The organism is Streptomyces sp. NPDC026659, from assembly GCF_040638245.1.
Classification (GTDB): Bacteria; Actinomycetota; Actinomycetes; order Streptomycetales; family Streptomycetaceae; genus Streptomyces.
In genome coordinates, this window is the sequence record NZ_JBEZXY010000014.1 from 88,070 (window position 1) to 111,675 (window position 23,606).

Here is a 23,606-nt window from a genome sequence, read left to right on the forward strand (position 1 = left end):
ACCGCGAGGGTACGCGCGCCTGGTCAGGGCGAGTTGACGCACGCGGCGCGCGGCCGGTTGGATCACGACAGTGCCGTACGGCGGTCCCACCGCCCCACCCCAGAACCGAGGGAGCGGACGTGGCCCGCCAGGCTGTCCCGCGTGCCGCCGCCGCGCTGCTCGCCCTCGCCGTCGCCCTGACCGGCTGCGGACCGGGTCGGGAAGCGGAGGGGGTGCGACTCCCGCCGCGCCACGCCGGGTTCGACTACCAGATCGGCGGCGCCTACCCACCGCCCGCCGGGGTCCGGATCGTCACCCGCGACCGCTCCGGCTCCCCCGCCCCCGGCCACTACAACGTCTGCTACGTCAACGCCTTCCAGGCCCAGCCCGACGAACGCGCCGACTGGCCCGCCGACCTGCTCCTGCGCGACACGGACGGCCGCACGGTGATCGACCAGGACTGGGACGAACCCCTCCTCGACCTGCGCACCCCCGCCAAGCGGGAGCGGGTCGCGCGCCGGGTGAACGGCTGGATCGACGGCTGCGCCCGCAAGGGCTTCGACGCCGTCGAGCCCGACAACTACGACAGCTACACCCGCTCCCACCGGCTGCTCTCCGCCGCCGACGCGGTCGCGTACATGCGCCTGCTGACCCGCCACGCACACGCCCGCCACCTCGCCGTCGGCCAGAAGAACACGGCGGAACTGACCGACCGCCGCACCGCCGCCGGGCTGGACTTCGCGGTGACGGAGGAGTGCGGGCAGTACGACGAGTGCGGGGTGTACGCGAAGGCGTACGACGACCGGGTGCTGGACGTCGAGTACACCGACACGGGCCTGCGCAGGGCGCTGGCGCGCTGGGGCGGCCGGCTGAGCATCGTCCGCCGGGACCTGGAGGTCGCCACGCCCGGCGATCCGGGGTACGTCCGCCGGACCCGCTGAACCCGACGGCTCAGCGGGGCGGCTCCAGCAGGTCGAGGGCCGACTCCCAGGGGAAGCCGCCGTCCCCGCCGCCCGCCCCGAACCGCACGCCGAGCCCGGTCAGCCGCGCCACGCTCTCCCCGTAGGCGGGGTGGGCGGCCAGCGCCTCGCCGACGCGGGGCAGCACCACGATCGGCACGCCGAGACCCAGTGCCTCGCACAGGGTGCCGACGGCGAGGGTGTCGGCGATCCCGGCGGCCCACTTGTTGACGGTGTTGAAGGTCGCGGGCGCCACGACGACCGCGTCCGGCGGCGGGAAGGGGCGCGGGTCGGCCGGGGTGCGCCAGGCGGAGCGCACGGTACGGCCCGTCAGCCGTTCGGCGGCGGCCAGGTCGAAGAAGCCGTTGGTGGCCGCCGGGGTGGCGATGACGCCGACCTCCCAGCCCCGGCCCCGCGCGGCCGCGATGAGGGTGCCGACCCCGTCGGCGATCCCGGCCGCGCAGACGACGACGTAGAGGAACGGCTTGCCGGTGCGGTCGGTCATCCGGGCACCCTACCGGGACCGTCGGCCCGCACCGGCAGCCGTACTCAGTCGTACTCAGTCGTCCGTGACGGTCACCGCCGCCCGGGACGAGTCCTCCGTGACGGTGATCGCGCCGACGGGGCAGGCCCGCGCCGCCTCCCGCACCATCGGGTTGTCGGTGGCGTCCTCGCGGCCCGGGATCAACGAGCTGTAGCCGTCGTCGTCCTGGGTGAAGACCGCCGGGGCGGCCAGCGCGCACTGTCCCGCGCCGATACAGGTGTCCGTGTCGATGTCGATGTGCATGGCCTGAGCCTCTTACCAGGTCACGGGGAGGTCCAGCATCCCCTGGATCGTGTCGCCGGGTTTGAAGGGAATCTCCTCCGCCGGGACGGCAAGCCGCAGCCCGGGCAGCCGGGTCAGCAGCGAGCCGAGGGCGATCTCCAGCTCGGCCCGCGCGAGGTTCTGCCCCAGGCACTGGTGGATGCCGAAGCCGAAGGCCACGTGGTGGCGGGCGGAGCGGTGCCAGTCCAGGCTGTCGGGGTCCTCGTACACGGACGTGTCGCGGTTGATGACCGAGGTGGAGAAGAGCACGCCCTCCCCGGCCCGGATGGTCTGCCCCTCGACCTCGATGTCCTCCAGGGCGATCCGCACCAGGCCGTCCGCGATGGACAGCATCCGCATCAGTTCCTCGACCGCGCCGGGCAGCAGCGCGGGGTCGGCGCGCAGCTCGGCCAGCCGCTCGGGGTGCCGGAGCAGGGTGAAGGTGCCCAGCGAGATCATGTTGGCGGTCGTCTCGTGCCCGGCGACGAGCAGGATGAGCCCGAGCGAGACGGTCTCCGCGCGGTCCAGGGCGCCCTCGAGCAACTGCTGGTGCACGAGGTCGTCGAGCACGCCGTCGCCGGGCCCGGACGCGGCGGCCTTGCGGTCGACGAGAGCGCCGAGGTATTTCTCCAGCTCCACGCGGGCGGCCTGGGTGTCCTCGGCGGTCGGGCCGCGCAGCAGTCTGCGGGACTGTTCCTCGAAGAACTCGTGGTCGTCGTACGGCACCCCGAGCAGGCCGCAGATCACCATGGACGGCACGGGCAGCGCGAAGGCGGAGACCAGCTCGGCGGGCGGGCCCTGCTCGATCATCGCGTCGAGGAGGTCGTCCACGATGCGCTGGATGGCCGGCCGCAGCGCGGCGGCGCGCTTGACGGTGAACGACGGGATCATCATCCGCCGCTGGACCTTGTGCTCGGGGTCGTCCAGGCCGAGCAGCGCGACCCGGCGGTCCCGCACCCCGGCGAAGCGGGCCGAGGGGATGGGGAAGCCGGGCCTGGTGCGGTCGCTGGACAGGCGGGGGTCGGCCAGCAGCGCGCGGGCGGCGGGGTGCCCGGTGACGGCCCAGACCTCGCGGCCGTCGAACAGCGTGACCCGGGACAGCGGCCGCGCCTCGCGCAAGGGGCCGTACCCGGTGGGCGGGTGGTAGGGACAGGTGCGGTCCTGCGGGAAGGCGACGGGGGCGGCCGGGGTGTCCGGCTCGGTGATGTCCGTCAGTTCCGTCATGGAAAGACCTCGCAGACGAGAAGGTGCGTCGTGCCGATCTTCATTAGATGCCTGCGGCACCCATGGGGCGACGGCAAGTTCGGCCAGATCGGCGGTCCCCCGGGTCTGGCCGAAGAGCGTGGCCGTCATGGGCACGGAAGCACCGGTTCCGGCCGTTCCGGAGCGCACTTCGCTTCTTCCCGGCCAGGTTACTCGGTTGCTTTCGGCCACTTTCAGTCTCGTGGCCCCGGGGGTGTTCCGGCCACCGCTGCGCGGTACGGATGATTGCGGCGCCCGCCGCTGTTGTGGCAGGTCGCAGAAGACAGCCGTACGAGCAAGAAGCCGTCTGAACGAGAAGAGGACCAGGCAATGCCGCTTGAGGGCGAGTACGAGCCCAGCCCGACCCAGTGGGTGCGCGAGCAGGTCGAGCTGTACGAGGGGTCCGGCGGGACCAAGGGGACGACGCTGCGGGACACCGGGCTGCCGGTGATCGTCCTGACCACCCGGGGCGCGCGCAGCGGCAAGATCCGCAAGACGCCGCTGATGCGGGTGGAGCACGACGGGAAGTACGCGGCGGTCGCCTCCGTCGGCGGCGCGCCCAAGCACCCGGTCTGGTACTTCAACGTCACGTCGGACCCGGCGGTCGAGCTTCAGGACGGCCCGGTCAAGCAGGACATGCGGGCCCGCGAGGTGACCGGCGCGGAGAAGGCCGAGTGGTGGGAGCGGGCGGTGGCCGCCTTCCCGCCGTACGCCGAGTACCAGGAGAAGACGGACCGGGAGATCCCGGTGTTCGTGCTGGAGCCGGTGGACGCGGGCTGAGTCCGGCGCGGTCCGGGTCCGCGGTGAGGCATCGCGGTCCGGGTCCGCGGTGATTTTTTCGGGGGCGGTGCGCATGAACCGCCCCCGGGCCGGGCACTCGCCGGTCAGGCCCCGCCGCGCTCCCCCGTCGCGGCGGGGCTCTCCCGTGTCCCGGTGGCCCCGTCGCGGTCGGTGACGTCGAGGAAGATCCCGACGGCCGCGAGCAGGGGCCAGAAATACCGCTCCTTGCCTTACCCGGACGGGTGGCGCGGATCGGCCGGACGGCCCTGGTCTGCCGGGTCTGCTTCTTCCGCTTCGGGAATGTCCCGCTCATCCGTCACCGCAGGCCCCGGACCGGGCGGTTCATACGACGCCGGGGAGGGCGAAACGGGTGGCGCGTCCCGCTCGGCCGACAAGAGGTCCGTGACGCGAGGAAGGAGTGACCCATGGCGAAGAACAGGACCAAGCTTCCCCTCCACTACCAGCCGGTCGGCTTCCTGCTCAGCTGGGCGGGCGGCGCGCTCGCGGGGCTGGCGTTCCGCAAGGTGTGGACGGTCGTCCGGCACGAGGAGCACGCGCCCGACCCCCTGGACCCGGACCGGGGCTGGGGCGAGATCCTGCTCGCGGCGGCGGTGCAGGGCGCGATCTTCGCGGTGGCGCGCAGTGCGGTGGACCGTACCCGGGCAAAGGCGGTCGCCCGCTCGACGGGGAGCTGGCCGCAGCCGCACGCGGCGAAGCGGCACTGAGCGACGGCGACACCGGACGAAGCACCGCCGGGCGCCATGATCGAGCCACGCAATCGCTTACGTATCCGCAGCTCGATCATGTTCGAACGACATGCGTCAAAGTCGAAGACATATGTCAATCGAACATGCTCAAATTCCTCCTGTCGAAGGCGAGTAGGCGGGCGCGGAGTCCGTCACGGGCGCGGGTGGGAGGTGATGTCGTCGTGCGACAGGACCCCACCCCGCCCACCCGGCATCTGCGGGTGCACGAGGACCGGGGCCACACGGTCCTGGAGTTACGCGGCGAGATCGACATCGCCACGGCCGCCGAGATCGCCCCGCTGCTCGACCGCCTCACCGGCCGCCCCGGCGTCCGGCTCGTCCTCGATCTGCGCCCCGTGGAGTTCTTCGACTGCTCGGGGCTGCGCCTGGTCCACCGCGCCCGCGGCCGCCTCCTGGAGCGCGGCGGACGTCTCCATCTGGTCTGCACCCACCCCCTGACCCTCCGCGTCTTCCGCGTCACCGGCCTGACCCGCCTCGTGCCTCCGCACCCCACCCTGGAGTCGGTGATCAACGAGTCGGACGGGAGCGGGAAGCCCCGCTGAGCGGAGTACGGCCGTCACGGCACACCGAGCGTGCACGGCGCGCTCGGTTCACGCGTTCTTCGCTTCACTCGCTCTTCGGTTCCTCGAACAGCGCGCTCACCGATTCCCCGTTGTGGATGCGGCGTACGGCCTCGGCGAGGGCCGGGGCGATGGAGAGGACGCGGAGTTTCTCGGGGTGGTCGTCGAGGGGGACCGGGACGGTGTTCGTGCAGACGATCTCCAGGACGTCCGGCTGTTCGCTGAGCCGCTTCAGCGCGCCGGCGGCGAACAACCCGTGGGTGCAGGCGACCCGGATCGAGCGTGGACCCAATTCCCTTAGTTTGCCCAGGAGTTCGAGCACGGTGCTGCCCTTGGCGATCTCGTCGTCCAGCACGATGACGTCACGCCCAGCCACCTCGCCGATGACGGAGCTGATGCTCACCCGGTCGTCCGCGAACCGCTGCTTGGCGCCCGCCGCCACCTGCGCCCCGATGAGCCGTGCGAAGGCGGCCGCCTCCTTGGCGTTGCCGAGGTCCGGGGAGACGACGGTGGTGCGGGAGAGGTCGTACCGCGAGAAGTGCGCGGCCAGTTCGCGCAGCGCGTGCAGATGGTCCACCGGGACGGAGAAGAAGCCGTGCACCTGCGGGGCGTGCAGGGTCATGGCGAGCACCCGGCTCGCCCCGGCCGCCACCAGCAGGTCGGCGACGAGGCGGCCGCCCAGCGAGATGCGGGGCGCGTCCTTCTTGTCGGAGCGGGCGTAGGAGTAGTGGGGCATCACGACGGTGATCCGGGCGGCCGAGGCACCCCGCGCCGCGTCGCACATCAGCAGCAGCTCGACCAGATGCTCCTGCACCGGCTTGACCAGCGGCTGGATCAGGAACACGTCCCGTTCCCGGCAGTTGGCCTCGAGCTGCACCTCCAGGCAGTCGTTGGCGAAGCGGCTCACCCGGGTCGGGCTGAGCGGCACCCCGAGATGCGCGCAGACCTCCTCGGCCAGCCGGGGATGGGCACTGCCACTGAAGACGGCGATGTCTCGCACGATCCGCTCCTCGCATGATCCGTACGGGCTGCGGCGGCCATGCTAGCGGCGCCCCGCGCCTCCCCCGCGCCACCGGCCCCGCACGTGATCCGGACGTCCGGTCAACTCCCCGGTCTGTGAAGGGATTTGGCGGGCATCTGTTCGGGGGAAGGAGGACCCGTGGACAAGACCAGTTCCGTCAGAGACCTGCCCCGCCGCCTGCCCGGCTGGGCCAGGGTGGTGACCGCGATCGCCGTCGTCCTGGTGCTGCTGCTGGCGGGGATACGGCTGGCCGTACTCCCGGGCATCAAGGACCTGTTCGGCACCGAGACGCACGACCGTTCCGGCCCGGCGCTTCTCAAGTCCATCCAGGACATGAGCCGTTACGACGCCGCCTCCGGCAACTTCCAGGTGGTGGTGGACCTGGAGAAGGACGCCAAGTTCCTCCCCGACGCGCTCCGGGGCACCCGCACGCTGTACGTCGGCGCGGGCACCGTGGACGCCTATGTGGACCTCGGGAAGCTGGGCAAGCAGGACGTGCAGGTCGACAAGGACCGCACGTCCGCCACCCTGCGCCTCCCGCACGCCCGGCTCGGCAAGGCCACCCTCGATCCGGACCGCTCCTACGCCGTCTCCAAGCAGCGCGGACTCCTCGACCGCCTCGGCGACTTCTTCTCGGACAACCCCAACGGCGAGCAGGCGGTGCAGAAACTCGCCGTCAAGCACATCGGCGAGGCCGCGAAGGACAGTGAGCTGACCGCGCGCGCCGAGACCAACACCACCGACATGCTCCAGGGCCTGCTGCACTCCCTCGGCTTCGACAAGGTGAGCGTCACCTACGGCTCCTGAACGCACGTACCCGTAGGGCGCCGCCGAGGACAGGCGCCCGTACAGCCCCTGAACACACACCCGCATCCCCGACCGGAGGACCGCATGGCCCGTACCGCCCCCCGCCTGCCCGCCGCGCTGCGCCTGCCGAGGCGAGGTGAGCGGCCCGAACGGAAGGCGAAGACAGGCCGGGCGAGCGCTCCCGGGAAGGCCGCCGCTCCCGCGCAGGCCGGACGAGCGGGCTTCCTCGGGAAGCTCCGGCGGACCAGCGCTCCCGAGAAGGCGGCGCCGTCCCCGGGCCCCCGGCCGCTCCCGCTCCCCCTGCGGCTGCCGATCATGCTGCTGGCCTTCGTCTTCATGGTGGCCTTCGCCATCCTCCTCGCGCGGGTCACCCTGGAGCCCTCCCCGGCCTCGGTGGCGCTGACCCACAGCAATCTGCATCCGGGCCGCTCCCTGCGGGCGTACCTCGACTACGCGTCCGTGCGCGACGTGGTCCGGCAGCTCGGCGGGAACATCCTGCTCGGCGTGCCGTTCGGCGTGCTGGTGCCGGTTCTCGCGCCGCGCGCCCGGGGTGTCCTCCAGGTCCTCGCGCTCACGGCGCTGGTGATGCTGATGGTCGAGCTGACGCAGGGCGCGCTGATCACCGGGCGCGCCTTCGACATCGACGACGTGATCCTCAACACCACTGGCGCGCTGCTGGGTTGGGCGTTGCTGGGTCGTCGCCTCGGCCGGGCGGTGCACGCGCGACGGGTGCGTGAGCCCGCCGACGTCTGACACATGACGACTCTCCAACTATTGGTACGTACCAAGCTATTGACGTGTCATCAGTTCACTCCTTGAATCGAGGTGCAGCAGACCCCCCACGTGAAACGGAGAGCCATGGCCACCCCACGCCTGCTCCGCAGATGCCTGCTCGCGGCCCTGTCCGCCGCGTTGATCGGTACGGCGGCCGTCGCGCCGGCGCACGCCAAGTCGGCGGCGCCCACCGCGGCGGCCGTCACCACGTTCTCCGACACCTTCGACGGACCCGCGGGCTCCGCGGTCAACTCCTCGAAGTGGACGCAGGAGACGGGTGACAACGTCAACAACCACGAGCGGCAGTACTACACCTCGGGCACCAACAACGCGGCCCTGGACGGCCAGGGCCATCTGGTGATCACCGCCAAGCGGGAGAACCCGGCGGGCTACCAGTGCTGGTACGGCACCTGCCAGTACACCTCGGCCCGGCTGAACACCTCGGGCAAGTTCAACGCGCAGTACGGCCATGTCGAGGCGCGGATGAAGATCCCGCGCGGGCAGGGCATGTGGCCCGCGTTCTGGATGCTCGGCACTCCGGTGAACTGGCCGGACTCCGGTGAGATCGACGTGATGGAGAACGTCGGCTTCGAGCCCTCCACGGTGCACGGCACGATCCACGGCCCCGGCTACTCAGGCTCGGGCGGCATCGGCGCGGGCTACTCGCTGCCGAACGGGCAGGCCTTCGCGGACGCCTTCCACACCTTCGCGGTCGACTGGGCGCCCGACTCGATCACCTGGTCGGTGGACGGCACTGTCTACCAGCGGCGCACCCCGGCCGACCTGGGCGGCAGGACCTGGGTGTTCAACAAGCCGTTCTTCCTGATCCTGAACCTCGCGGTCGGCGGCTACTGGCCGGGCGACCCGGACGGCTCGACGCAGTTCCCGGCGCAGCTGGTGGTCGACTCGGTGTCGGTGACGACGTCCGACGGCGCCGCGGGCAAGGCCATCCGGGGCCTGGCCGGCAAGTGCGTGGACGTGGCCGCCGCGAACTCCGCGAACGGCACCCCGGTCCAGCTCTACGACTGCAACGGCACCGCCGCCCAGCAGTGGACGGTCGGCTCGGACGGCACGATCCGGGCGCTCGGCAAGTGCCTGGACGTCGTGGACAACAGCACGGCGGACGGCGCGAAGGTCCAGTTGTGGGACTGCACGGGCGGCCCCAACCAGAAGTGGGTGGTGTCGTCGGCCAACGACATCGTCAATCCGCAGGCCAACAAGTGTCTGGACGTGACCGACAACAACCCGGCCAACGGCACCCGGCTCCAGATCTGGACCTGCGGCGGGGGCGCCAACCAGAAGTGGACGGTCGGGTGACCCGGACGGGGCGTCACCGTCGGCCGAGCCGCCGCCCCGGGCTCACGGTCGCATGACCCGCCCCGGGCTCAGCGCAGCCTCCAGGTGAACTTGTCGCCGCCGACCCAGCGGATCGCGTCCGGATCGTCCAGGTCGTGGATGACGATCCCCCGGGCGGCGGCGACCTCCAGTACCTCGGTGATGGACGTGACCTCGCCGATCACCTCACCGTCGATCTCCATGATCCGGAAGGGCGGCCGTCCCGGCTTGCCCGGACACACACCGAGCACCATGACCCGCGGCTTCGACATGTACGGAGCTGATTGTTCGGTCATGTTCTAGAGCCTAAATCGCCACGGACCTGGACGACTCGTCCAGATGAGCCGGACCGGCGGCGCCCGCCGTGCGCGGGGCGCGGGGCTGGGGAACGCTGGAGGTCCCCGTGCGGCCGGGGTGCCCGAAGCCGGAGGTGACCCATGAATCCCGTCGCGGCCCTGGACCGGATCGCCTTCCTGCTGGAGCGCTCGCTGGCACCCACCTACCGGGTGAAGGCCTTCCGCACCGCCTCCCGGGTCCTCTCGGCGCTGCCCGAGGAGGAGGTCGCCCGGCGGGCGTCGGCCGGTTCGCTGGAGTCGCTGAAGGGCATCGGCCCGAAGACCGCGCAGGTGGTCCGGGAGGCGCTGGCCGGTGAGGTGCCCGGCTATCTGAGCGCGCTTGAGGAGGAGGCCGGGGCGCCGCTCACCGACGGCTCGGGCGAGGACCTGCGGGCGCTGCTGCGCGGCGACTGCCACACCCACTCGGACTGGTCGGACGGCGGCAGCACCATCGAGGAGACGGGCCTGGCGGCGGCCGCGCTCGGCCACGAGTGGACCGCGCTGACCGACCACTCCCCCAGGCTCACCGTGGCCCGCGGGCTGTCCCCGGAGCGGCTGCGCGAGCAGCTTGACGTGGTCGAGGCGCTGAACGCCCGCTGGGCTCCGTTCCGGCTGCTCACCGGCATCGAGTGCGACATCCTGGACGACGGTTCGCTGGACCAGGAGCCCGAGCTGCTCGACCGGCTCGACGTGGTGGTGGTCTCGGTGCACTCCAAGCTGCGGATGGACGCCCGCGCGATGACCCGCCGGATGGTGAAGGCCGTACGGAACCCGCACGCCGACATCCTGGGCCACTGCACCGGCCGGCTGCTCGCCGGGAAGAAGCGGCCCGAGTCCACGTTCGACGCGGCCGAGGTGTTCGCCGCCTGCGCCGAGTCGGGCACCGCCGTGGAGATCAACAGCCGCCCCGAGCGCCTCGACCCGCCCGGGCGGCTGCTGCGGGAGGCGGTGGCGGCGGGCACGCTGTTCTCCATCGACACCGACGCGCACGCGCCCGGCCAGCTGGACTGGCAGGTCCTGGGCTGCGCCCGCGCCGAGGAGTGCGAGGTGCCCCCGGAGCGGGTGGTGACCGCCTGGACGGCCGACGAGTTGCTGGGCTGGACCCGCGAGGACCGGGTTCCCGAGCGGGCGGCAACGCGCTGACCTGCACTCATGGACGTGACACGGGTCACCGCCCCCGCAGGAACGACCGGGCGGCGTGAACCGTTGTAGGAGGTGTGGGACGCGGTCGACCGACCGGCCGTGTCCCACCCCGCCCCGGCCGTGCGTCCCCCCGTCACGGCCGGGGCTCCTCTTTTTTTTCAGGCTTTTACAGCCCTTTTGCCTCGGTTTACGGTCTTTTTCCGCGCGTTCAGCGCGGCGACCGTTCCTCCAGTGCCGTGTGCCAGGCGGGCAGCCGGTCACCGGGAGCGGGGTCGGCCCGTCGGCCGCCGCGCGCGAAGAAGTCGGCCAGCGGCAGGATCGCCGCGCCCACGGTCACCGCGTCCGGCCCGAGACGGCCGAGCTCGATGGTCACCCGGTCGGCCGGGTGGCGCAGCGCGTAGGTGGCCGCGTGGCGGCGTACGGCGGGCAGGAAGCGGGTGCCGAGCTGGAGTCCGGCCCAGCCGCCGATCAGGATGCGCTCGGGCTGGAAGAGGTTGATCAGGTCGGAGAGCCCGGCACCCAGGTACTCGGCGGTCTCCTCGAGGACCGCGAGGGCCACCGGGTCGGGCTCGGCACCGTCGGCCGGGTAGGCGGCGGCGAGCATCGCGGTCAGCGCGGTCTCCTCGTCGGTGTCCCCCGGCGGGCGTCCGCCCTCCTCGCGCCAGCGGGCGAGCAGCGACTCGGCGCCCGCGTACGCCTCCAGGCACCCCGGCGCCCCGCAGCGGCACCGGCGTCCGCGCACCCGTACGGTCAGATGCCCCCACTCCACGGCCCGCCCCTGCTCCACGTCGGGGGCGACCAGACAGGCGCCGACGCCGGAGCCGAAGAGGACGACCAGGGCGTTGCGCGCGCCGCGTCCCGCGCCGAACCACATCTCGGCCTGGCCGAGCGTCTTGGCGCCGTTGTCGATGAAGTACGGCACGTCGTCCGGGAGTTGGGAGGTCGAGCGGAGCAGCCGCTCCAGCGGTACCGCGTCCCAGCCGATGGTCTGCCCGTGCACCACGGCGCCCCGGTCGGCGGTGTGCTCGATGATGCCGGGGACGCCGACCCCGACGCCGAGCAGCCGGGCGGGTACGGCCGCCTCGGACGCGAGGACCTCGGCGATGCCGTCGCGGATATGGCCGGTGATCACGTCGACGTCGTAGCTCTGCGGGGCCAACGGGTGTTCCACGCGGGCGAGTTCGGTGAGGGCGAGGTCGAACAGCTCGACGCGGACGCGGGTCTCGCCCACGTCGACGCCGATCATCTGGCCGCTGTGCGGGGCCACGCGGAGGAGGGTGCGCGGGCGGCCGCCGTCGGAGTCGACGCTGCCCGCCTCCTCGACCAGGCCGTCCGCGACGAGGTCGGCGACCACGTTGCTCACCGAGCCGGAGCTGAGTCCGGTGGCCGGGCCGAGCTCGAATCGGCTCAACGGCCCGTCGAAGTACAGCCGTTGGAGCACGGCCGTGCGGTTGCCCCGCCTCAGATCGCGTACCGTGCGCCCGTTCCGCCCCGCCATGTGGCCCCTTCCGAACCGTGCCCGACCTGCAACATACCTCTCCTGGCAGGCCGGGCACGATGTCGGGGCGCCCTTATCTCATGCTGTGAGCTAAGGCGTGGAGCCATGAGCTGCGGCGCGAGGGGCTCTGGATCAGCCGGCCGCGTACACGTCCTCGACGTAACGCCCGTCCGCCACCAGCGAGTCGAGCCAGCGGACGGCGTCGGCCTCCTCGGCACCGGGGACGCGCTCCCGGTACAGGGCACGGAAGGCTTCCCGTACTCCGGGGGCCATCCGGGAGCCGTCGCCGCAGACGTACACCCGGGCCCCGGCGTTCAGCAGGTCCCAGACTTCGTCCGCCTCGGCCGCGATGCGGTGCTGGACGAAGAGGGCGCCGTTCTCGGGGGCCGCGCTGAAGGCGGGGCGCAGCGAGACGGCTCCGGCGGCCTCGGCGGCGCGCAGTTCGTCGGCGTGGAGGTAGTCGGCGTCGGGGGCGTCGCAGCCGAAGTAGAGGAGCGCGTCGGGCAGTTCGGCGCCCTGGGCGCGGGCCGCGGCGCGGTCGGCGACGGCGCCCCGGAAGGGGGCGAGGCCGGTTCCGGCACCGATCATCACGACCGGGGCCGCGCCGTCGACGCGGAACACCTCGCGGCAGGGCTGGACGCGGGCGTACACCGTGTCGCCGGGCTTGAGGGAGGCCAGGTGGTTCGAACCGGTGCCCCGGTAGCGGCCGTTGCCGGAGCGGGCGGGGGCGTCGAGCACGGAGACCATGAGGTCGGCGTGGTGCGGGTCGGCCGCCGGGGAAGAGGAGACGGAGTAGTGGCGCGGCCGCAACGGGGTGAGCAGGTCGAGCAACAGGGGCCAGCCGAGCGCGCCGCGTAGGGCGGGGTGGTCCTCGGTGATCTCCAGCAGCGTGCGCGGGTCGTCGCCGGGCAGGGCGGCGAGGGCGGCGCGCTCGGGCGGGCAGGGGTTGGCCCCGGCGAGCAGATCGAGCTGGCGGCGGTTCGGCTTCTCCTGCAACTCGACGTGGTGCGTCAGCAGTTGACGTACCGTCACCGGGCGGTCGACGGCGAGGCCGTCGCGGCGCGGGCGGGTGGCGCGGATGTCGAGGATCGCCTCGGGGTCGACGCCGAGTGCGGCGACGGCGCGGTCCACGAGGTCCGGGTCGTTCGCGGGGAGCACGGTCAGATGGTCGGCGGTGCGGTAGGTGACGCCCTCGGGGAGGGCGACGCGCAGGAAGCGCTTGACGCGCGGGTGGCCGGGCGCGGTGAGGTCGTGGGCCTCGGTGACGGTCATCGGGACCAGGCCGTGGCGCTCGGCGGCGGCGTCGAGGGGGCCGCCGGTGAGGGCGCGGACCTCGTAGGCGCTCTCGGGCTCGTCGCCGGAGGCGGACGCGATGGCGTCCGGGTCGCCGTACTCCTGGAGCAGCGCGGTGCGCAGGCCGGCGGTGAAGTCGCGGACGGTGCCGGTCAGGTCGCCGGAGGCGTCGGCGGCGGCGCGCTCGGTGAGGCGGGTGGCGCCGAGTTCGGCGAGGCGGCCGTCGATCCGGGTGGGCACGTGCTGGTAGGTGGCGGCCCAGTTGCGGTCGCCGACGCCGAGGACGGCGTAGGTGACGCCGGTGAGGTCGTGCTCGCCGTCCAGCCAGGCGTGGAAGGCGGTGGCGTCGTCGGTGGGGCGGCCGTTGTAGGAGGCGGCGGTGATGACGACGGGCCGGTCGGTGGGCAGGCCGTCGGCGTAGGCGTCCAGCGCGGCGACCTCGGTGGCGCAGCCGACGGCGGCGGCCTCGTCCGCGAGCTGGGCGGCGAACTCGCGGCAGGTGCCGTAGTTGCTGCCGTGCAGGAAGAGCGCGGCGGTGCCGGGGCGGACGCGGGCCGGGAGGGTGCCGGTGGCGCTGTCCTGGGCGGCCGTGGCCGGGGCGGCACCGGGGAGCGGGGCGTGGGCGCGGTCGGCGGGGGTGCGCGGGGTCAGGGCGAGCGTGAAGCCCTCGGGCTTGAGGGTCAGCGTCTCCTTGATGTCGAGCGCGTAGTCGGCGTGGTCGTGCAGCCGGTAGCGGTGGACCAGCATGGCCAGCAGCATGGTGGCCTCGTGCAGCGCGAACTGCCGTCCGATGCAGGCGCGTTCGCCGGTTCCGAAGGGCTTGAAGGCGTGCACCGGGCGGGCTGCCTCGGCCTCGGCGGTGAACCGCTCGGGGTCGAACAGCTCGGGGTTGTCGCCCCACACGTCCTGCCGGTGCAGCATCGGCACGAGCACGCTGACGGCCTGCCCGGCGCGCAGCGGTATGCGGCCGCCGAGCAGGGTGTCCTCGCGGGCCTCGCGGCTGAAGGCGGCGGCGGTGGGCCACAGCCGCAGCGCCTCGTTGAGCACCTGGCGGGTGTAGGTGAGCCTTCCGACCTCGTCGTACGTCGGCTCGGGGTCGGCGGTGTCGCCCCACAGGGCGTCGGCCTCGCGCTGGACGAGCCGGAGCGCGCTGGGGTGCTTGGCCAGGTAGTAGAGGGCGAAGGACATCGCCCCGGAGGTGGTCTCGTGCCCGGCGATCAGGAAGGTGATGACCTGGTTGCGGATGTTCGCGGTGTCCAGGGTGGTGCCGTCGGCGGGGTGCTGAGCGGTGAGCATCAGGCCGAGGAGGTCCTGGGCGTCGCTCTGGTCGGTGCCGGTGCGGGCGGCGATCACCTCGTCGACGACGCCCGCGAGGTAGTCGGCGTCCGCCTTGAAGGCCGCGTCGGCCGCCGCGTAGTCGCCACCCGGGACGCGGGCGAGGCGGATCATGCTCCACTCCAGGCAGCGCACCATCGCCTCGACGAAGGGGTGCGGCTCGTCCCGGTCGAAGGAGCCGAAGTCGTAGTCGAACCCGGCCAGGCCGATGGTGTCCAGCGTCATCCGGGTCATGTCGTCGGGGACGTTCACCGGGCGCCCGGCACCGGCGGAGCGGTCCCAGGACTCGATCAGGCGACGGGCGACCTTCAGCATCACCGGGTGGTAGGCGCGCATGGAGCCGAGCGCGAAGGCGGGCATGAGGATGTCGTGCGCCTTGGCCCAGTTGGGTTCGTCGTTGTAGGCGGTGAAGAGGCCGTCGGCGGCGAAGGCGCGCACGTTCTCCAGCGCGGGCCCGATGTGCTTGGCGAACCGGTCCTCGTCGGCCAGCTCGGCGACCAGGTCGGCGTCGGCGACGAACAGCGCGTCCCGCCCGTGCAGCCGGCGCACCAGCGCCGGGCCGTGCTCGCGCATCAGGCCCATGACCTGCTGGATGGGAGTGCGGCCTGGACCGATGTCGCTGATGTCCACGATGGGGACGCCGGGCTGGTCGGTGGGCTCGGGAAGCGATGCTGTGGGGGGCATGGCGCGGCAACTGCCTTTCGCGGGGCGGGAGTCCTGCCTTCCAGACTGGCCGCCCGGCGGGACGCGCCCGCGCCACGGCACTACATGATCGTGTAGCCGAAAGTTCCCGGAAGTACTTGCGCCGAGGGCGCCCATGAGGCCCGTAAGTTGCCGCTGACCTGTGCTTTCGTCTTGGATGGGACTGGCTTTGCACAGCGGGAGGCACCGGATGGACCTGGGGCGGACGGACGGAGTGGTGTGGCGCAACCGCGCCCTCACCCTCTTCGACCGGGTGCCGATACCCGTCGCCGTCTGCGATGTGTACGGCACGGTGATGCTGGCGAACCCGGCGATGGCGGCCGAGTGCGGTACGACACCGGGGCAGCTGCGCGGCCGGGACGTGCTGAGCGTGTTCCGGCCCCGCGAGGCCGGTCAGGTGGAGCGGATCGCCCAGGCGCTCCGGCTGCGGCACCGCTCGCGCTACGAGGTCGCGGTGAGCTGGACCGCACCGGGCGGCGCGGAGCGGTTCGGCGAGCTGACGGCGGACCCGGTGAGCGACAGCGTGGACGCGGCCCAGGCACTCCTGGTGATGCTGCGGGTGCGCGGGGAGCGGGGTGTCCGGCGGGGCCCGGAGCCCGTGCGGGTCACGGAGACCGAGGGCCGGGTGCTCGCCCTGCTGGCCGGGGGCGCCACGACGGACCGCGCCGCCCGCGAGCTGGGCCTGAGCCGGGACGGCGTCGCCTACCATCTGCGCCGTCTGTCGGCCCGCTGGAGCGCGGCCAACCGCACGGAGCTGATCGCCCGCGCCTATGCGCTGGGGGTGCTGGTGCCGGGGGTGTGGCCGCCGGAGGCGCGAGGTTCCGGGCCGGAGCAGCCCGGGACCGGGCGGGACGGAACCGGGCGGGACGGGACCGGGCGGGACGGGACACCGTAGGACCGGTGACCGGGGCGCCGCTGGAAGCCGCCTCCAAAACCATTCGCCACTCCCCCCTCGCCTACATATGCTCACCCTGCACCTAGACCCCCTAGGTTCCCCGAGCCGTACCCGAAGGACCCCTCATGCGACCGCTCACCGAGCAGGACATCCGCGCCTCGTTCGTCAACTGCTCCAAGGGCGAGGCCAAACGGCTGACGGTCCCGCGCGATCTGGCCGAACGCCCCTGGGACGACCTCGACTTCCTCGGCTGGCGTGATCCCGGGGCGCCCGACCGCAGCTATCTGGTCGTGGAGCGCGCGGGCCGACCGGCCGGGGTGGCCCTGCGCTTCCCGCCCGCGCGCCACGGCTTCCTGCACCGCAGCATGTGCTCGGTGTGCCTGACGACCCATCGCGGCGGCGGGGTCTCCCTGATGACGGCCCGCAAGGCGGGCGCGGCCGGGCGCGAGGGCAACTCGGTCGGTGTGTACATGTGCGCGGACCTGGCGTGTTCCCTGTACGTGCGCGGCCGGAAGGTGCCCGACTCCGGCACCCGCTTCGAGGAGAGCCTCACCGTCCAGGAGCAGATCGACCGGGCGTGCGCCAACCTGGCGGCGTTCGTGGACAAGCTGTACACGTGAGTCGCACACGTCACACGAACGGTCCTCTTTCGGCCCCGTTCACCGCCCGCCCGGAACGGGAACAGGGCAAGGGATGCCAGACGTACGGAAGTGGACAGCCGAGCTGCGGCGCCTGATCGCGCGCCGCCGCGAACCGGTGGTCGTGCAGACGCTGCGGTCGGCCTTCGCGGCGACGATCGCCTACGTCATCGCGCTCCGGCTCAGCCCCGAGCCCGCCCCGCTGACCTCACCCCTGACCGCGCTGCTGGTCGTCCAGGTCACGTTCTACGCGACGCTCACCAACGGCATCCGCCGGGTGAACGCGGTGGTCGCGGGGGTCGTGGTCGCCATCATCTTCAGCCTGCTCGTCGGGCTGACCTGGTGGAGTCTGGCCCTGCTGATCGTGTCCGCGCTGACGGTGGGCCACCTGGTGCGCGTGCACGAGTACGTGGTCGAGGTGGCGATCAGCGCCATGCTGGTGCTCGGGGTCACCACCGTCGGCTTCACGGCGTGGGCGCGGATCGTGGAGACACTGATCGGCGCCATCACGGGCATGGCCTGCAATCTGCTGCTGCCGCCGCCGGTGTGGGTGGACGAGGCGGGCCGCTCGATCGACGGTCTGGCCCGCCGGGTACGGCAGTTGATGCTCCGGATGGGTGAGGAGGCCGCGGGCGCCGTCCCCTGGCAGCAGGCGGCCGAGCGGCTGCACGAGGCCCGCCGCATGGACCACGAGATCGTCGAGGTGGACGCCTCGCTCAGGCAGGCCGAGGACAGTCTGCGGCTCAACCCGCGCGTCAAGGAGGGGCTGCTGCACCGGGTGGTGCTGCGCACCGGTCTGGACACACTGGAGATCTGCACGGTCGTCCTGCGCGTCCTGGCCCGTTCCTTCACCGACCTGGCGAAGGCGCGGGGCGGCCGGGAGCTGTTCCCGCCGCCGATCGGGGCGACCGTGCAGCAGGTGCTGTCCGAGATCGCGGACGCGGTGGTGAGCTTCGCGGTGCTGGTCACCACCGACCTCAGCGCGAACGCCGAGTCGGCGGAGGCCCGGCTCACGGCCGAGCTGCACACGGCGGCCGCCACCCGCGACCGGCTCGCGGAGCTGATCAAGGACGAGGTCGGCTCGGACTGGGCCAACTGGCAGCTGATGGGGGCGGTGCTGGCCGAGGTGAGCCGCATCATCGACGAGATGGACACCGAGCACCGCAGCCGCCGCCTCCTGGAGGAGCTGGACCGGGTGTCCCGGCAGCAGCGGGCGCGGCTGCCCAGGATGAACCGCCTGCGCGAACGGCTGGGCGTCCAGGATGACTTGTGGCGCAACCGTACGGGAGCCGGGCGCTGACCGGTCCACCTTGCTTTCGTGGGCCGCGCCGCGCCAAGGTGGCCGTGACGTACGGGGCGGAGAGGACCGAGGGGCGGCTGAGGGCACGGATGTACGGCACGGACGACGCCGGGAACAGGAAAGCGGGCGCACGGGCGCACGGCGGCTGGAACAGGCGCCGGTTCGTCGGCGCCCTGGCGGGCGCGGCGGCCGTGGTGGCGGTGCCCTCCCCGGCACCTCCGCCCGAGCCCCACGCGGACGGCACGCCGCCGAACGGCACCCCACCGAACGACACTCCGGCAGGCGCCGGGAAACCGGCCCCCGAGAACCGCCCGGCGCCCCCCGCCGCCACCGGCCCCCGCCCCCTCTACCTCGGCACCTACACCTCGGGCGAGAACGGCGGCAAGGGCATCGGCAGCGCCTCGTACGACCCGGCGACCGGCATGGTCACCGAGGCAGGCGTCCTGGCGGAGGTTCCCGACCCGTCGTATCTCGCCGCGCACCCGGACGGCCGCACGCTGTACGCGGTGGACGAGCGCGAGGACGGCGCGGTGACCGCCGTACGGCTGGCGGACGGCACGGTCCTCGGCAGCCGGAGCACGGGCGGTTCGGCCCCCTGTCATGTGTCGGTGCATCCGGGCGGGCGCTGGCTGCTGAGCGCGAACTACGGCTCGGGCAGCGTCGCCGTGCATCCGCTGGACGCCTCGGGCGTCCCCGGTGAGCGCACCGCGCTGGTCACCCACTCGGCCCCGTCCCCGGGACCGGGTCAACAGGGCCCGCACGCACACCAGTTCCTCACCGCGCCGGACGGGACGCACGTCCTCGCGGTCGATCTCGGCACCGACACGGTCTACACGTACCGCCTCGACACGGCGCACGGCACGCTCGCCGAGGTGTCCCGGGCGGCCGCCCGGCCCGGCGCGGGGCCGCGCCATCTGACCTTCCACCCGGGCGGCCGGTACGCCTATCTGGCCAACGAGGTGGACGACACGGCCGCCGTCTGCGCGTACGACGCCGGGAGCGGCCGGCTGACGATCGGTGACCCGCAGCCCACCGGCTCACGGGACGGGGTGACCAACTATCCGGCCCAGTTCGTGGTGAGCGCCGACGGCGCGCACGCGTTCCTCGCCAACCGGGGTGACAACAGCATCGCCCGGTATGCCGTCGAGGCCGACGGCGCCCGGCTGCGGCTGCTCGGCACGGTGCCGGTGGAGGGTGACTTCCCGCGGCAGATCGCGCTGTCCCCGGACGGCCGGCTGCTGTTCGCGGCGAACCAGCGCTCCGGCACGGTCAGCGTGTTCCACGTGGACGGCGGGGAACTGCGGCTCGCGGGCGAGCCGTTCGCGTCACCCGTCGCCGTCTGCGGGGTGCCGCTGTAGGGCGCGCGGGCAGGCGGCGGCCGCCTGGGTGAGCAGGGCGTGCATCCGCTCGGTGAGCTGCGAGACGTCGTCGGCAGGGGTGTGGAACGCCAGGCGTACGTCGCCGTGGGCGCGGGTGCGTTCGATGCGCAGGGTGAGGCCGTGCCGGTCCACGGCGACGGGCGCGACCCGGGTCGCGGCGTGCAGGCTCTCGGGCCGCACCAGGCGGGTCAGCCGCTCCACCGCGTCCGGGTGGGAATCGGCCAGATGGGTGAGCAGCTGGGCCTCGGCGAGGGCCAGCGGGTCGGGCCGGGCGGCGGCGAACTCGTCGAGGCCGACGACCTGGGCGCCGGAGGGCAGCCGGAGGACCACGCGGGTGGGCCGGAAATGCAGTGCACCGCTGCCCTGACTGCCCTGCGAGAGCCAGCCGGCGATCCAGAGCCGGGCCCGGATGCGCCGGCGCACCGGCACCGGGGCCACGTCGGCGAACTCCAGCACGGCGCTGGGCTCACCGCGCGGCGCGCACAGGGCCGCCGTGTGCAGGGCGCTGTCCTCGGGCACGTCGAGCAGCACCCCGCCGTCCTCGGTCACGGAGTGCGCGCCGACGTACTCCTCCCGGGCGCCCTCGGCGGTCACCGCGCACGACCACGCGGCCGCGAGGACCGACCTCGCCCGCTCCGCCGCTCCGGGTCCGGCCGCCCAGTCCTGCGTGTCACCCATCCCGAGTCCTCCTTAGGTAAGCCTTGCCTAACTTATCGAAGATCCGGGCGCACGCCAACCACGCCGCGCCGAACGGGTGACGGGAGAGTTCCCGGGGAAGCGTCAACGGGCCGCCGCCCTACCGGACTTCGGCGGCCGTGCGGGGCTGCGAAATGACTGCGGGGACTGTGGGGACTGCGAAATGACCGCGGATGCTGCGAAATGACCGCGGGTGCTACGAGATGACCGCGGGTGCTACGAGATGACGCCGAGCAGCGCCCGCGCGCACAGCTCGCGGACCTCGTCGCGGTCCGGGGTGCCCTCGCGCAGCCACTCCAGGCAGACGGCGGTGGTGAACGCCAGCCAGCCGCGCACCGCGAGCCGGGCGGGCGCCGCCTTCTCAAAGCCGGGCCCGAACTCGGGGTCGGCGGCGAGCGCGGCGAGGATCTGCCGCTCCTGCGCGGCGAGGGCTCGCCGATAGACCCGGCGTACGGCCTGGTCGCCGGCCGCGTCGGCACGGTGGAAGGCGCGGAAGCCGTGCGCGTGGGTCTCGACGTAGGTCAGATAGGTGTCCAGACCTGCGGCGAGCTGCTCGCGCACCGGAACCCCGGGCACGGGCGCGGTCATGCGCAGCATCCGCTCGCTCTCGCGCTCGACGACCGCAGCGAAGAAGTCCCGTTTGTTCGGGAAGTAGTGGTAGAGCAGCCCGCGCGAGACCCCGGCGATCTCGGCGACCCGCTCGATCCACACGTCGTCGTACGGACTCTCGGAGAACAGCCGGGCGCCGACCGAGAGCAGTTGCTCGCGACGCTCCTCGGTGCTGAGTCTGCGCCGGGCGCGTTCCCCCTCGTTCGCGGCCATGCGGCCACCTTACTTGACGCCGGTTCAACAAGCGGACCAGACTGAACCGGGCTATTGAACTCGCGTACAACACGCTGGGATCGCAGGCACAACCGTCCGCTGGATCAAGGGAGATCACGCCATGGCGGAGACGACGGGGAGCGGGCTGCCGAAGGGTTTCCGCAGCGCCGAGCACGGCTGGCCGGAGCTGGGCCGCATCCCGCATCCTTCACGCCGGCTGCCACTGGTCGGTGACGTGGTGGGCGTGGACCGGCGCCGCCCGCTCCAGGACTCGATGCGCTTCGGACGGGAACTGGGACCGATCTTCCGGCGGCGGGCGTTCGGCAGGGAGTTCGTGTTCGTGTGGGGCGCACGGCTCGCCGCGGATCTCGCCGACGAGTCGCGCTTCGCCAAGCACGTCGGCCTCGGGGTCGCCAATCTGCGGCCGGTCGTCGGGGACGGGCTGTTCACGGCGTACAACCACGAGCCCAACTGGCAGCTCGCGCACGACGTCCTGGCCCCCGGCTTCAGCCGCGAGGCGATGGAGACCTACCACGGCATGATGCTGTCGGTCGCCGCACGGCTGACCGCGCACTGGGACGGCGAGCTGGCGGCCGGGCGCACCGTGGACGTGCCCGGGGACATGACCAAGCTGACCCTGGAGACCATCGCGCGCACCGGCTTCGGGCACGACTTCGGCTCCTTCGAACGGGACCGGCCGCACCCCTTCGTCCGGGCGATGATCGGCACCCTCACCTACGCCCAGCGCCTGAACAGCGTGCCAGGACCGCTGGCCCCGCTGCTGCTGCGCACCGCCGCCCGGCGCAACGCGGCCGACATCGCCCACCTCAACCGCACGGTCGACGCGCTGGTGGCCGCGCGGCGCGGATCGGACGGCGGCAGCGGCTCCGGCGGTGGCACCGGGGACCTCCTCGACCGGATGCTGGAGACCTCCCACCCCGTCACCGGGGAACGCCTGTCTGCGGAGAACGTCCGCAAGCAGGTCATCACCTTCCTGGTCGCGGGCCACGAGACGACCTCCGGCGCGCTCTCCTTCGCCCTCCACTACCTGGCCCGGCACCCGGAGATCGCCGCCCGCGCCCGCGCCGAGGTGGACCGCGTCTGGGGCGACACACCGGAGCCGGGCTACGACCAGGTCGCCAAGCTGCGGTACGTACGCCGGGTCCTGGACGAGTCGCTGCGGCTGTGGCCGACCGCGCCCGCCTACGCGCGGGAGGCCACGCGGGACACCGTGCTGGCCGGGGAACACCCGATGCGCCGGGGCGCGTGGGCGCTGGTGCTGCTGCCGCTGCTGCACCGCGACCCCGAGGTGTGGGGCGCGGACGCCGGGCGCTTCGACCCGGACCGTTTCGACGCCAAGGCGGTACGCGGCCGGGCGCCGCACACCTTCAAGCCGTTCGGCACCGGCGCGCGGGCCTGCATCGGCCGCCAGTTCGCCCTGCACGAGGCGACGCTCGTGCTCGGCCTGCTGCTGCGCCGCTACGAACTGCGGGCCGACCCCGGCTACCGGCTGGAGGTCACCGAGCGGCTGACGCTGATGCCGGAGGGGCTGCGGCTGGGACTGGAGCGGCGGGGGGCTGTGGCGGCGGGCGTCGCTGCGGGACGTGCGGAGGGGGCGGGTTCCGGGTCCGGGTCCGCCGCGCCCGCATCCGGTTCAGCCGGCCGTTGTCCAGTGCACCGGGCGGACCAGTGACCCCGGCAGCCGCGTACCCGGGCCGCCCTTTGCCGCGTTGACCTGCGGCTGGGTGACGAAGAGGGCGCCGGTGAGGTCGGCGTCGGTCAGATCGGCGTCGCGCAGGTCGGCGCCTATCAGGTCCGCGCCCCGCAGATCGGCGCCGGTGAGGTCGGCCGCTATCAGACAGGCACCGCGCAGACTGACCCCGCGCAGGTCGGCGTCCTTGAGGCGGGCGCCGATCAGGTCGGCACCCCTGCGGTCCTTTCCCTTCTTGCGGCCGACCCCGCGCCGGGCCGACTCACTGACCCGCAACAGGAGTTGAGCCACCTCGTGCCAGTGGGCGTCGAGGTCCAGCGCGGCCAGCGCCTCGGCGTCCCGCCCGGCCAACTCCTCGGTCCGCTCCCGTGCTTGCCGCAGTTCGGGGTGGAACGGCCGGGCGGCTTCCAGTTCCAGTGCCTCGGCGAGGTACCAGAGCAGTTCGTGCAGCCGGCGGACCACGGGGAACACGTCGAACATCAGCCGGGCCTCGGCCCGTTCGCCACCGCGCCAGTCCCGGCCGCCGAAGGTGACCTGGGAGACGCGCTGGCCCGCGCCGAAGCAGTCGTAGACCGTGCAGCCGGTGAAGCCCCGCTCGCGCAGGCCGGTGTGGATGCCGCAGCGGTGGTCGCCGCGCAGGTTGGGGCAGGGCTTCCCGGCGGGCTTGTCCAGGGCGAAACCGGAGGAGGCGGCGAACGGCAGCGCGACACAGCACAGGGCGAAGCAGCGCGTGCAGTCGGCGCGCAGGGCGGAGCGGTCGCTCGTATGTTCGTGATCCGGCATAGCGGCAAGCTTACTGGCCTGCTGACCTGCGGGGTTCTGTTTTTCTC

General features: G+C 72.9%; 23 protein-coding genes. 13 read left to right on the plus strand and 10 right to left on the minus strand.

The features are described from left to right. The first annotated feature begins 176 nt into the window (after positions 1-176). Positions 177-920 (plus strand): endo alpha-1,4 polygalactosaminidase, encoded by a 744-nt coding sequence (locus AB0E91_RS29055; RefSeq protein WP_361788120.1) that lies wholly within the window; start codon positions 177-179, stop codon positions 918-920. Between the two features lie 10 nt (positions 921-930). Here AB0E91_RS29055 and AB0E91_RS29060 read toward each other — a convergent pair whose 3' ends face one another. From AB0E91_RS29060 to AB0E91_RS29070, 3 genes are read right to left on the minus strand one after another with little or no spacing between them, the layout of a single operon-like run. Next, complete coding sequence (locus AB0E91_RS29060; protein ID WP_361787941.1) at positions 931-1,443, minus strand: flavoprotein; 513 nt, start codon at positions 1,441-1,443, stop codon at positions 931-933. A 54-nt stretch (positions 1,444-1,497) separates the two neighbouring features. Continuing rightward, positions 1,498-1,725, minus strand: a complete 228-nt coding sequence (locus tag AB0E91_RS29065; protein ID WP_161181002.1) for a ferredoxin — start codon at positions 1,723-1,725, stop codon at positions 1,498-1,500. Positions 1,726-1,737: 12 nt separating this feature from the next. Continuing rightward, positions 1,738-2,967 carry a cytochrome P450 gene (locus AB0E91_RS29070; RefSeq protein WP_361787943.1) on the minus strand — a complete coding sequence of 410 codons (1,230 nt, stop codon included), beginning with the start codon at positions 2,965-2,967 and terminating at the stop codon, positions 1,738-1,740. 348 nt (positions 2,968-3,315) lie between these two features. Between AB0E91_RS29070 and AB0E91_RS29075 the strand changes: the two genes are divergently transcribed. The 3 genes from AB0E91_RS29075 (at position 3,316) to AB0E91_RS29085 (ending at position 5,074) form a co-directional block, all read left to right on the plus strand. Then, a complete protein-coding gene (locus tag AB0E91_RS29075) occupies positions 3,316-3,765 on the plus strand; it encodes a nitroreductase family deazaflavin-dependent oxidoreductase (protein ID WP_361787945.1) in 450 nt (149 codons plus the stop codon). 425 nt (positions 3,766-4,190) lie between these two features. After that, positions 4,191-4,490, plus strand: a complete 300-nt coding sequence (locus tag AB0E91_RS29080) for a DUF4235 domain-containing protein (RefSeq protein ID WP_361787947.1) — start codon at positions 4,191-4,193, stop codon at positions 4,488-4,490. Positions 4,491-4,693: 203 nt separating this feature from the next. Continuing rightward, complete coding sequence (locus AB0E91_RS29085; protein WP_361787949.1) at positions 4,694-5,074, plus strand: anti-sigma factor antagonist; 381 nt, start codon at positions 4,694-4,696, stop codon at positions 5,072-5,074. Between the two features lie 64 nt (positions 5,075-5,138). On the opposite strand, the gene AB0E91_RS29090 is transcribed toward AB0E91_RS29085, so the two are convergent. Then, entirely contained in the window at positions 5,139-6,092 is a 954-nt protein-coding gene (locus AB0E91_RS29090) for a ribose-phosphate pyrophosphokinase (protein ID WP_361787951.1), read from the minus strand. A 159-nt stretch (positions 6,093-6,251) separates the two neighbouring features. Here AB0E91_RS29090 and AB0E91_RS29095 point away from each other — a divergent pair, with 159 nt between their 5' ends. From AB0E91_RS29095 to AB0E91_RS29105, 3 genes are all read left to right on the plus strand, one after another. Continuing rightward, positions 6,252-6,920: a DUF4230 domain-containing protein gene (locus AB0E91_RS29095; protein WP_361787953.1), complete on the plus strand. Its 669-nt coding sequence runs from the start codon at positions 6,252-6,254 to the stop codon at positions 6,918-6,920. An 84-nt stretch (positions 6,921-7,004) separates the two neighbouring features. Then, a complete protein-coding gene (locus tag AB0E91_RS29100; RefSeq protein WP_361787955.1) occupies positions 7,005-7,673 on the plus strand; it encodes a VanZ family protein in 669 nt (222 codons plus the stop codon). 105 nt (positions 7,674-7,778) lie between these two features. Next, on the plus strand, positions 7,779-9,011 hold the full coding sequence (locus AB0E91_RS29105) for a lectin (protein WP_361787957.1): 1,233 nt from the start codon (positions 7,779-7,781) through the stop codon (positions 9,009-9,011). 68 nt (positions 9,012-9,079) lie between these two features. Here AB0E91_RS29105 and AB0E91_RS29110 read toward each other — a convergent pair whose 3' ends face one another. Continuing rightward, positions 9,080-9,325 (minus strand): hypothetical protein, encoded by a 246-nt coding sequence (locus AB0E91_RS29110; RefSeq protein ID WP_361787959.1) that lies wholly within the window; start codon positions 9,323-9,325, stop codon positions 9,080-9,082. Positions 9,326-9,466: 141 nt separating this feature from the next. On the opposite strand from AB0E91_RS29110, the gene AB0E91_RS29115 reads away from it, so the two are divergent. Beyond that, a complete protein-coding gene (locus AB0E91_RS29115; protein WP_361787961.1) occupies positions 9,467-10,507 on the plus strand; it encodes a PHP domain-containing protein in 1,041 nt (346 codons plus the stop codon). A 208-nt stretch (positions 10,508-10,715) separates the two neighbouring features. On the opposite strand, the gene AB0E91_RS29120 is transcribed toward AB0E91_RS29115, so the two are convergent. Continuing rightward, on the minus strand, positions 10,716-12,005 hold the full coding sequence (locus AB0E91_RS29120) for an ROK family transcriptional regulator (RefSeq protein ID WP_361787963.1): 1,290 nt from the start codon (positions 12,003-12,005) through the stop codon (positions 10,716-10,718). A gap of 132 nt (positions 12,006-12,137) precedes the next feature. Continuing rightward, a complete protein-coding gene (locus AB0E91_RS29125) occupies positions 12,138-15,317 on the minus strand; it encodes a cytochrome P450 (protein WP_361787965.1) in 3,180 nt (1,059 codons plus the stop codon). A gap of 208 nt (positions 15,318-15,525) precedes the next feature. Here AB0E91_RS29125 and AB0E91_RS29130 point away from each other — a divergent pair, with 208 nt between their 5' ends. The 4 genes from AB0E91_RS29130 (at position 15,526) to AB0E91_RS29145 (ending at position 19,526) form a co-directional block, all read left to right on the plus strand. Then, the gene (locus tag AB0E91_RS29130; RefSeq protein ID WP_361787967.1) at positions 15,526-16,230 is read left to right on the plus strand and encodes a PAS domain-containing protein; all 705 of its coding nucleotides are present in this window, start codon (positions 15,526-15,528) and stop codon (positions 16,228-16,230) included. A gap of 125 nt (positions 16,231-16,355) precedes the next feature. After that, a complete protein-coding gene (locus AB0E91_RS29135) occupies positions 16,356-16,850 on the plus strand; it encodes an FBP domain-containing protein (RefSeq protein WP_361787969.1) in 495 nt (164 codons plus the stop codon). Between the two features lie 73 nt (positions 16,851-16,923). After that, positions 16,924-18,168, plus strand: a complete 1,245-nt coding sequence (locus AB0E91_RS29140; protein ID WP_361787971.1) for an aromatic acid exporter family protein — start codon at positions 16,924-16,926, stop codon at positions 18,166-18,168. An 89-nt stretch (positions 18,169-18,257) separates the two neighbouring features. Continuing rightward, positions 18,258-19,526 carry a lactonase family protein gene (locus AB0E91_RS29145; RefSeq protein WP_361788122.1) on the plus strand — a complete coding sequence of 423 codons (1,269 nt, stop codon included), beginning with the start codon at positions 18,258-18,260 and terminating at the stop codon, positions 19,524-19,526. On the opposite strand, the gene AB0E91_RS29150 is transcribed toward AB0E91_RS29145, so the two are convergent. Together AB0E91_RS29150 and AB0E91_RS29155 are read right to left on the minus strand one after the other, a co-directional pair. Next, positions 19,494-20,225, minus strand: coding sequence for a DUF2470 domain-containing protein (locus AB0E91_RS29150; protein WP_361787973.1), 732 nt, complete (start codon positions 20,223-20,225; stop codon positions 19,494-19,496). The genes AB0E91_RS29145 and AB0E91_RS29150 overlap by 33 nt on opposite strands. 234 nt (positions 20,226-20,459) lie before the next feature. After that, the gene (locus AB0E91_RS29155) at positions 20,460-21,065 is read right to left on the minus strand and encodes a TetR/AcrR family transcriptional regulator (protein WP_361787975.1); all 606 of its coding nucleotides are present in this window, start codon (positions 21,063-21,065) and stop codon (positions 20,460-20,462) included. Between the two features lie 121 nt (positions 21,066-21,186). Between AB0E91_RS29155 and AB0E91_RS29160 the strand changes: the two genes are divergently transcribed. After that, on the plus strand, positions 21,187-22,758 hold the full coding sequence (locus AB0E91_RS29160) for a cytochrome P450 (RefSeq protein WP_361787977.1): 1,572 nt from the start codon (positions 21,187-21,189) through the stop codon (positions 22,756-22,758). Here the strand turns inward: AB0E91_RS29160 and AB0E91_RS29165 are convergent. Then, the gene (locus tag AB0E91_RS29165; RefSeq protein WP_361787979.1) at positions 22,720-23,559 is read right to left on the minus strand and encodes a pentapeptide repeat-containing protein; all 840 of its coding nucleotides are present in this window, start codon (positions 23,557-23,559) and stop codon (positions 22,720-22,722) included. The two genes, AB0E91_RS29160 and AB0E91_RS29165, sit on opposite strands and share 39 nt — an antisense overlap. Between the last annotated feature and the right edge of the window lie 47 nt (positions 23,560-23,606).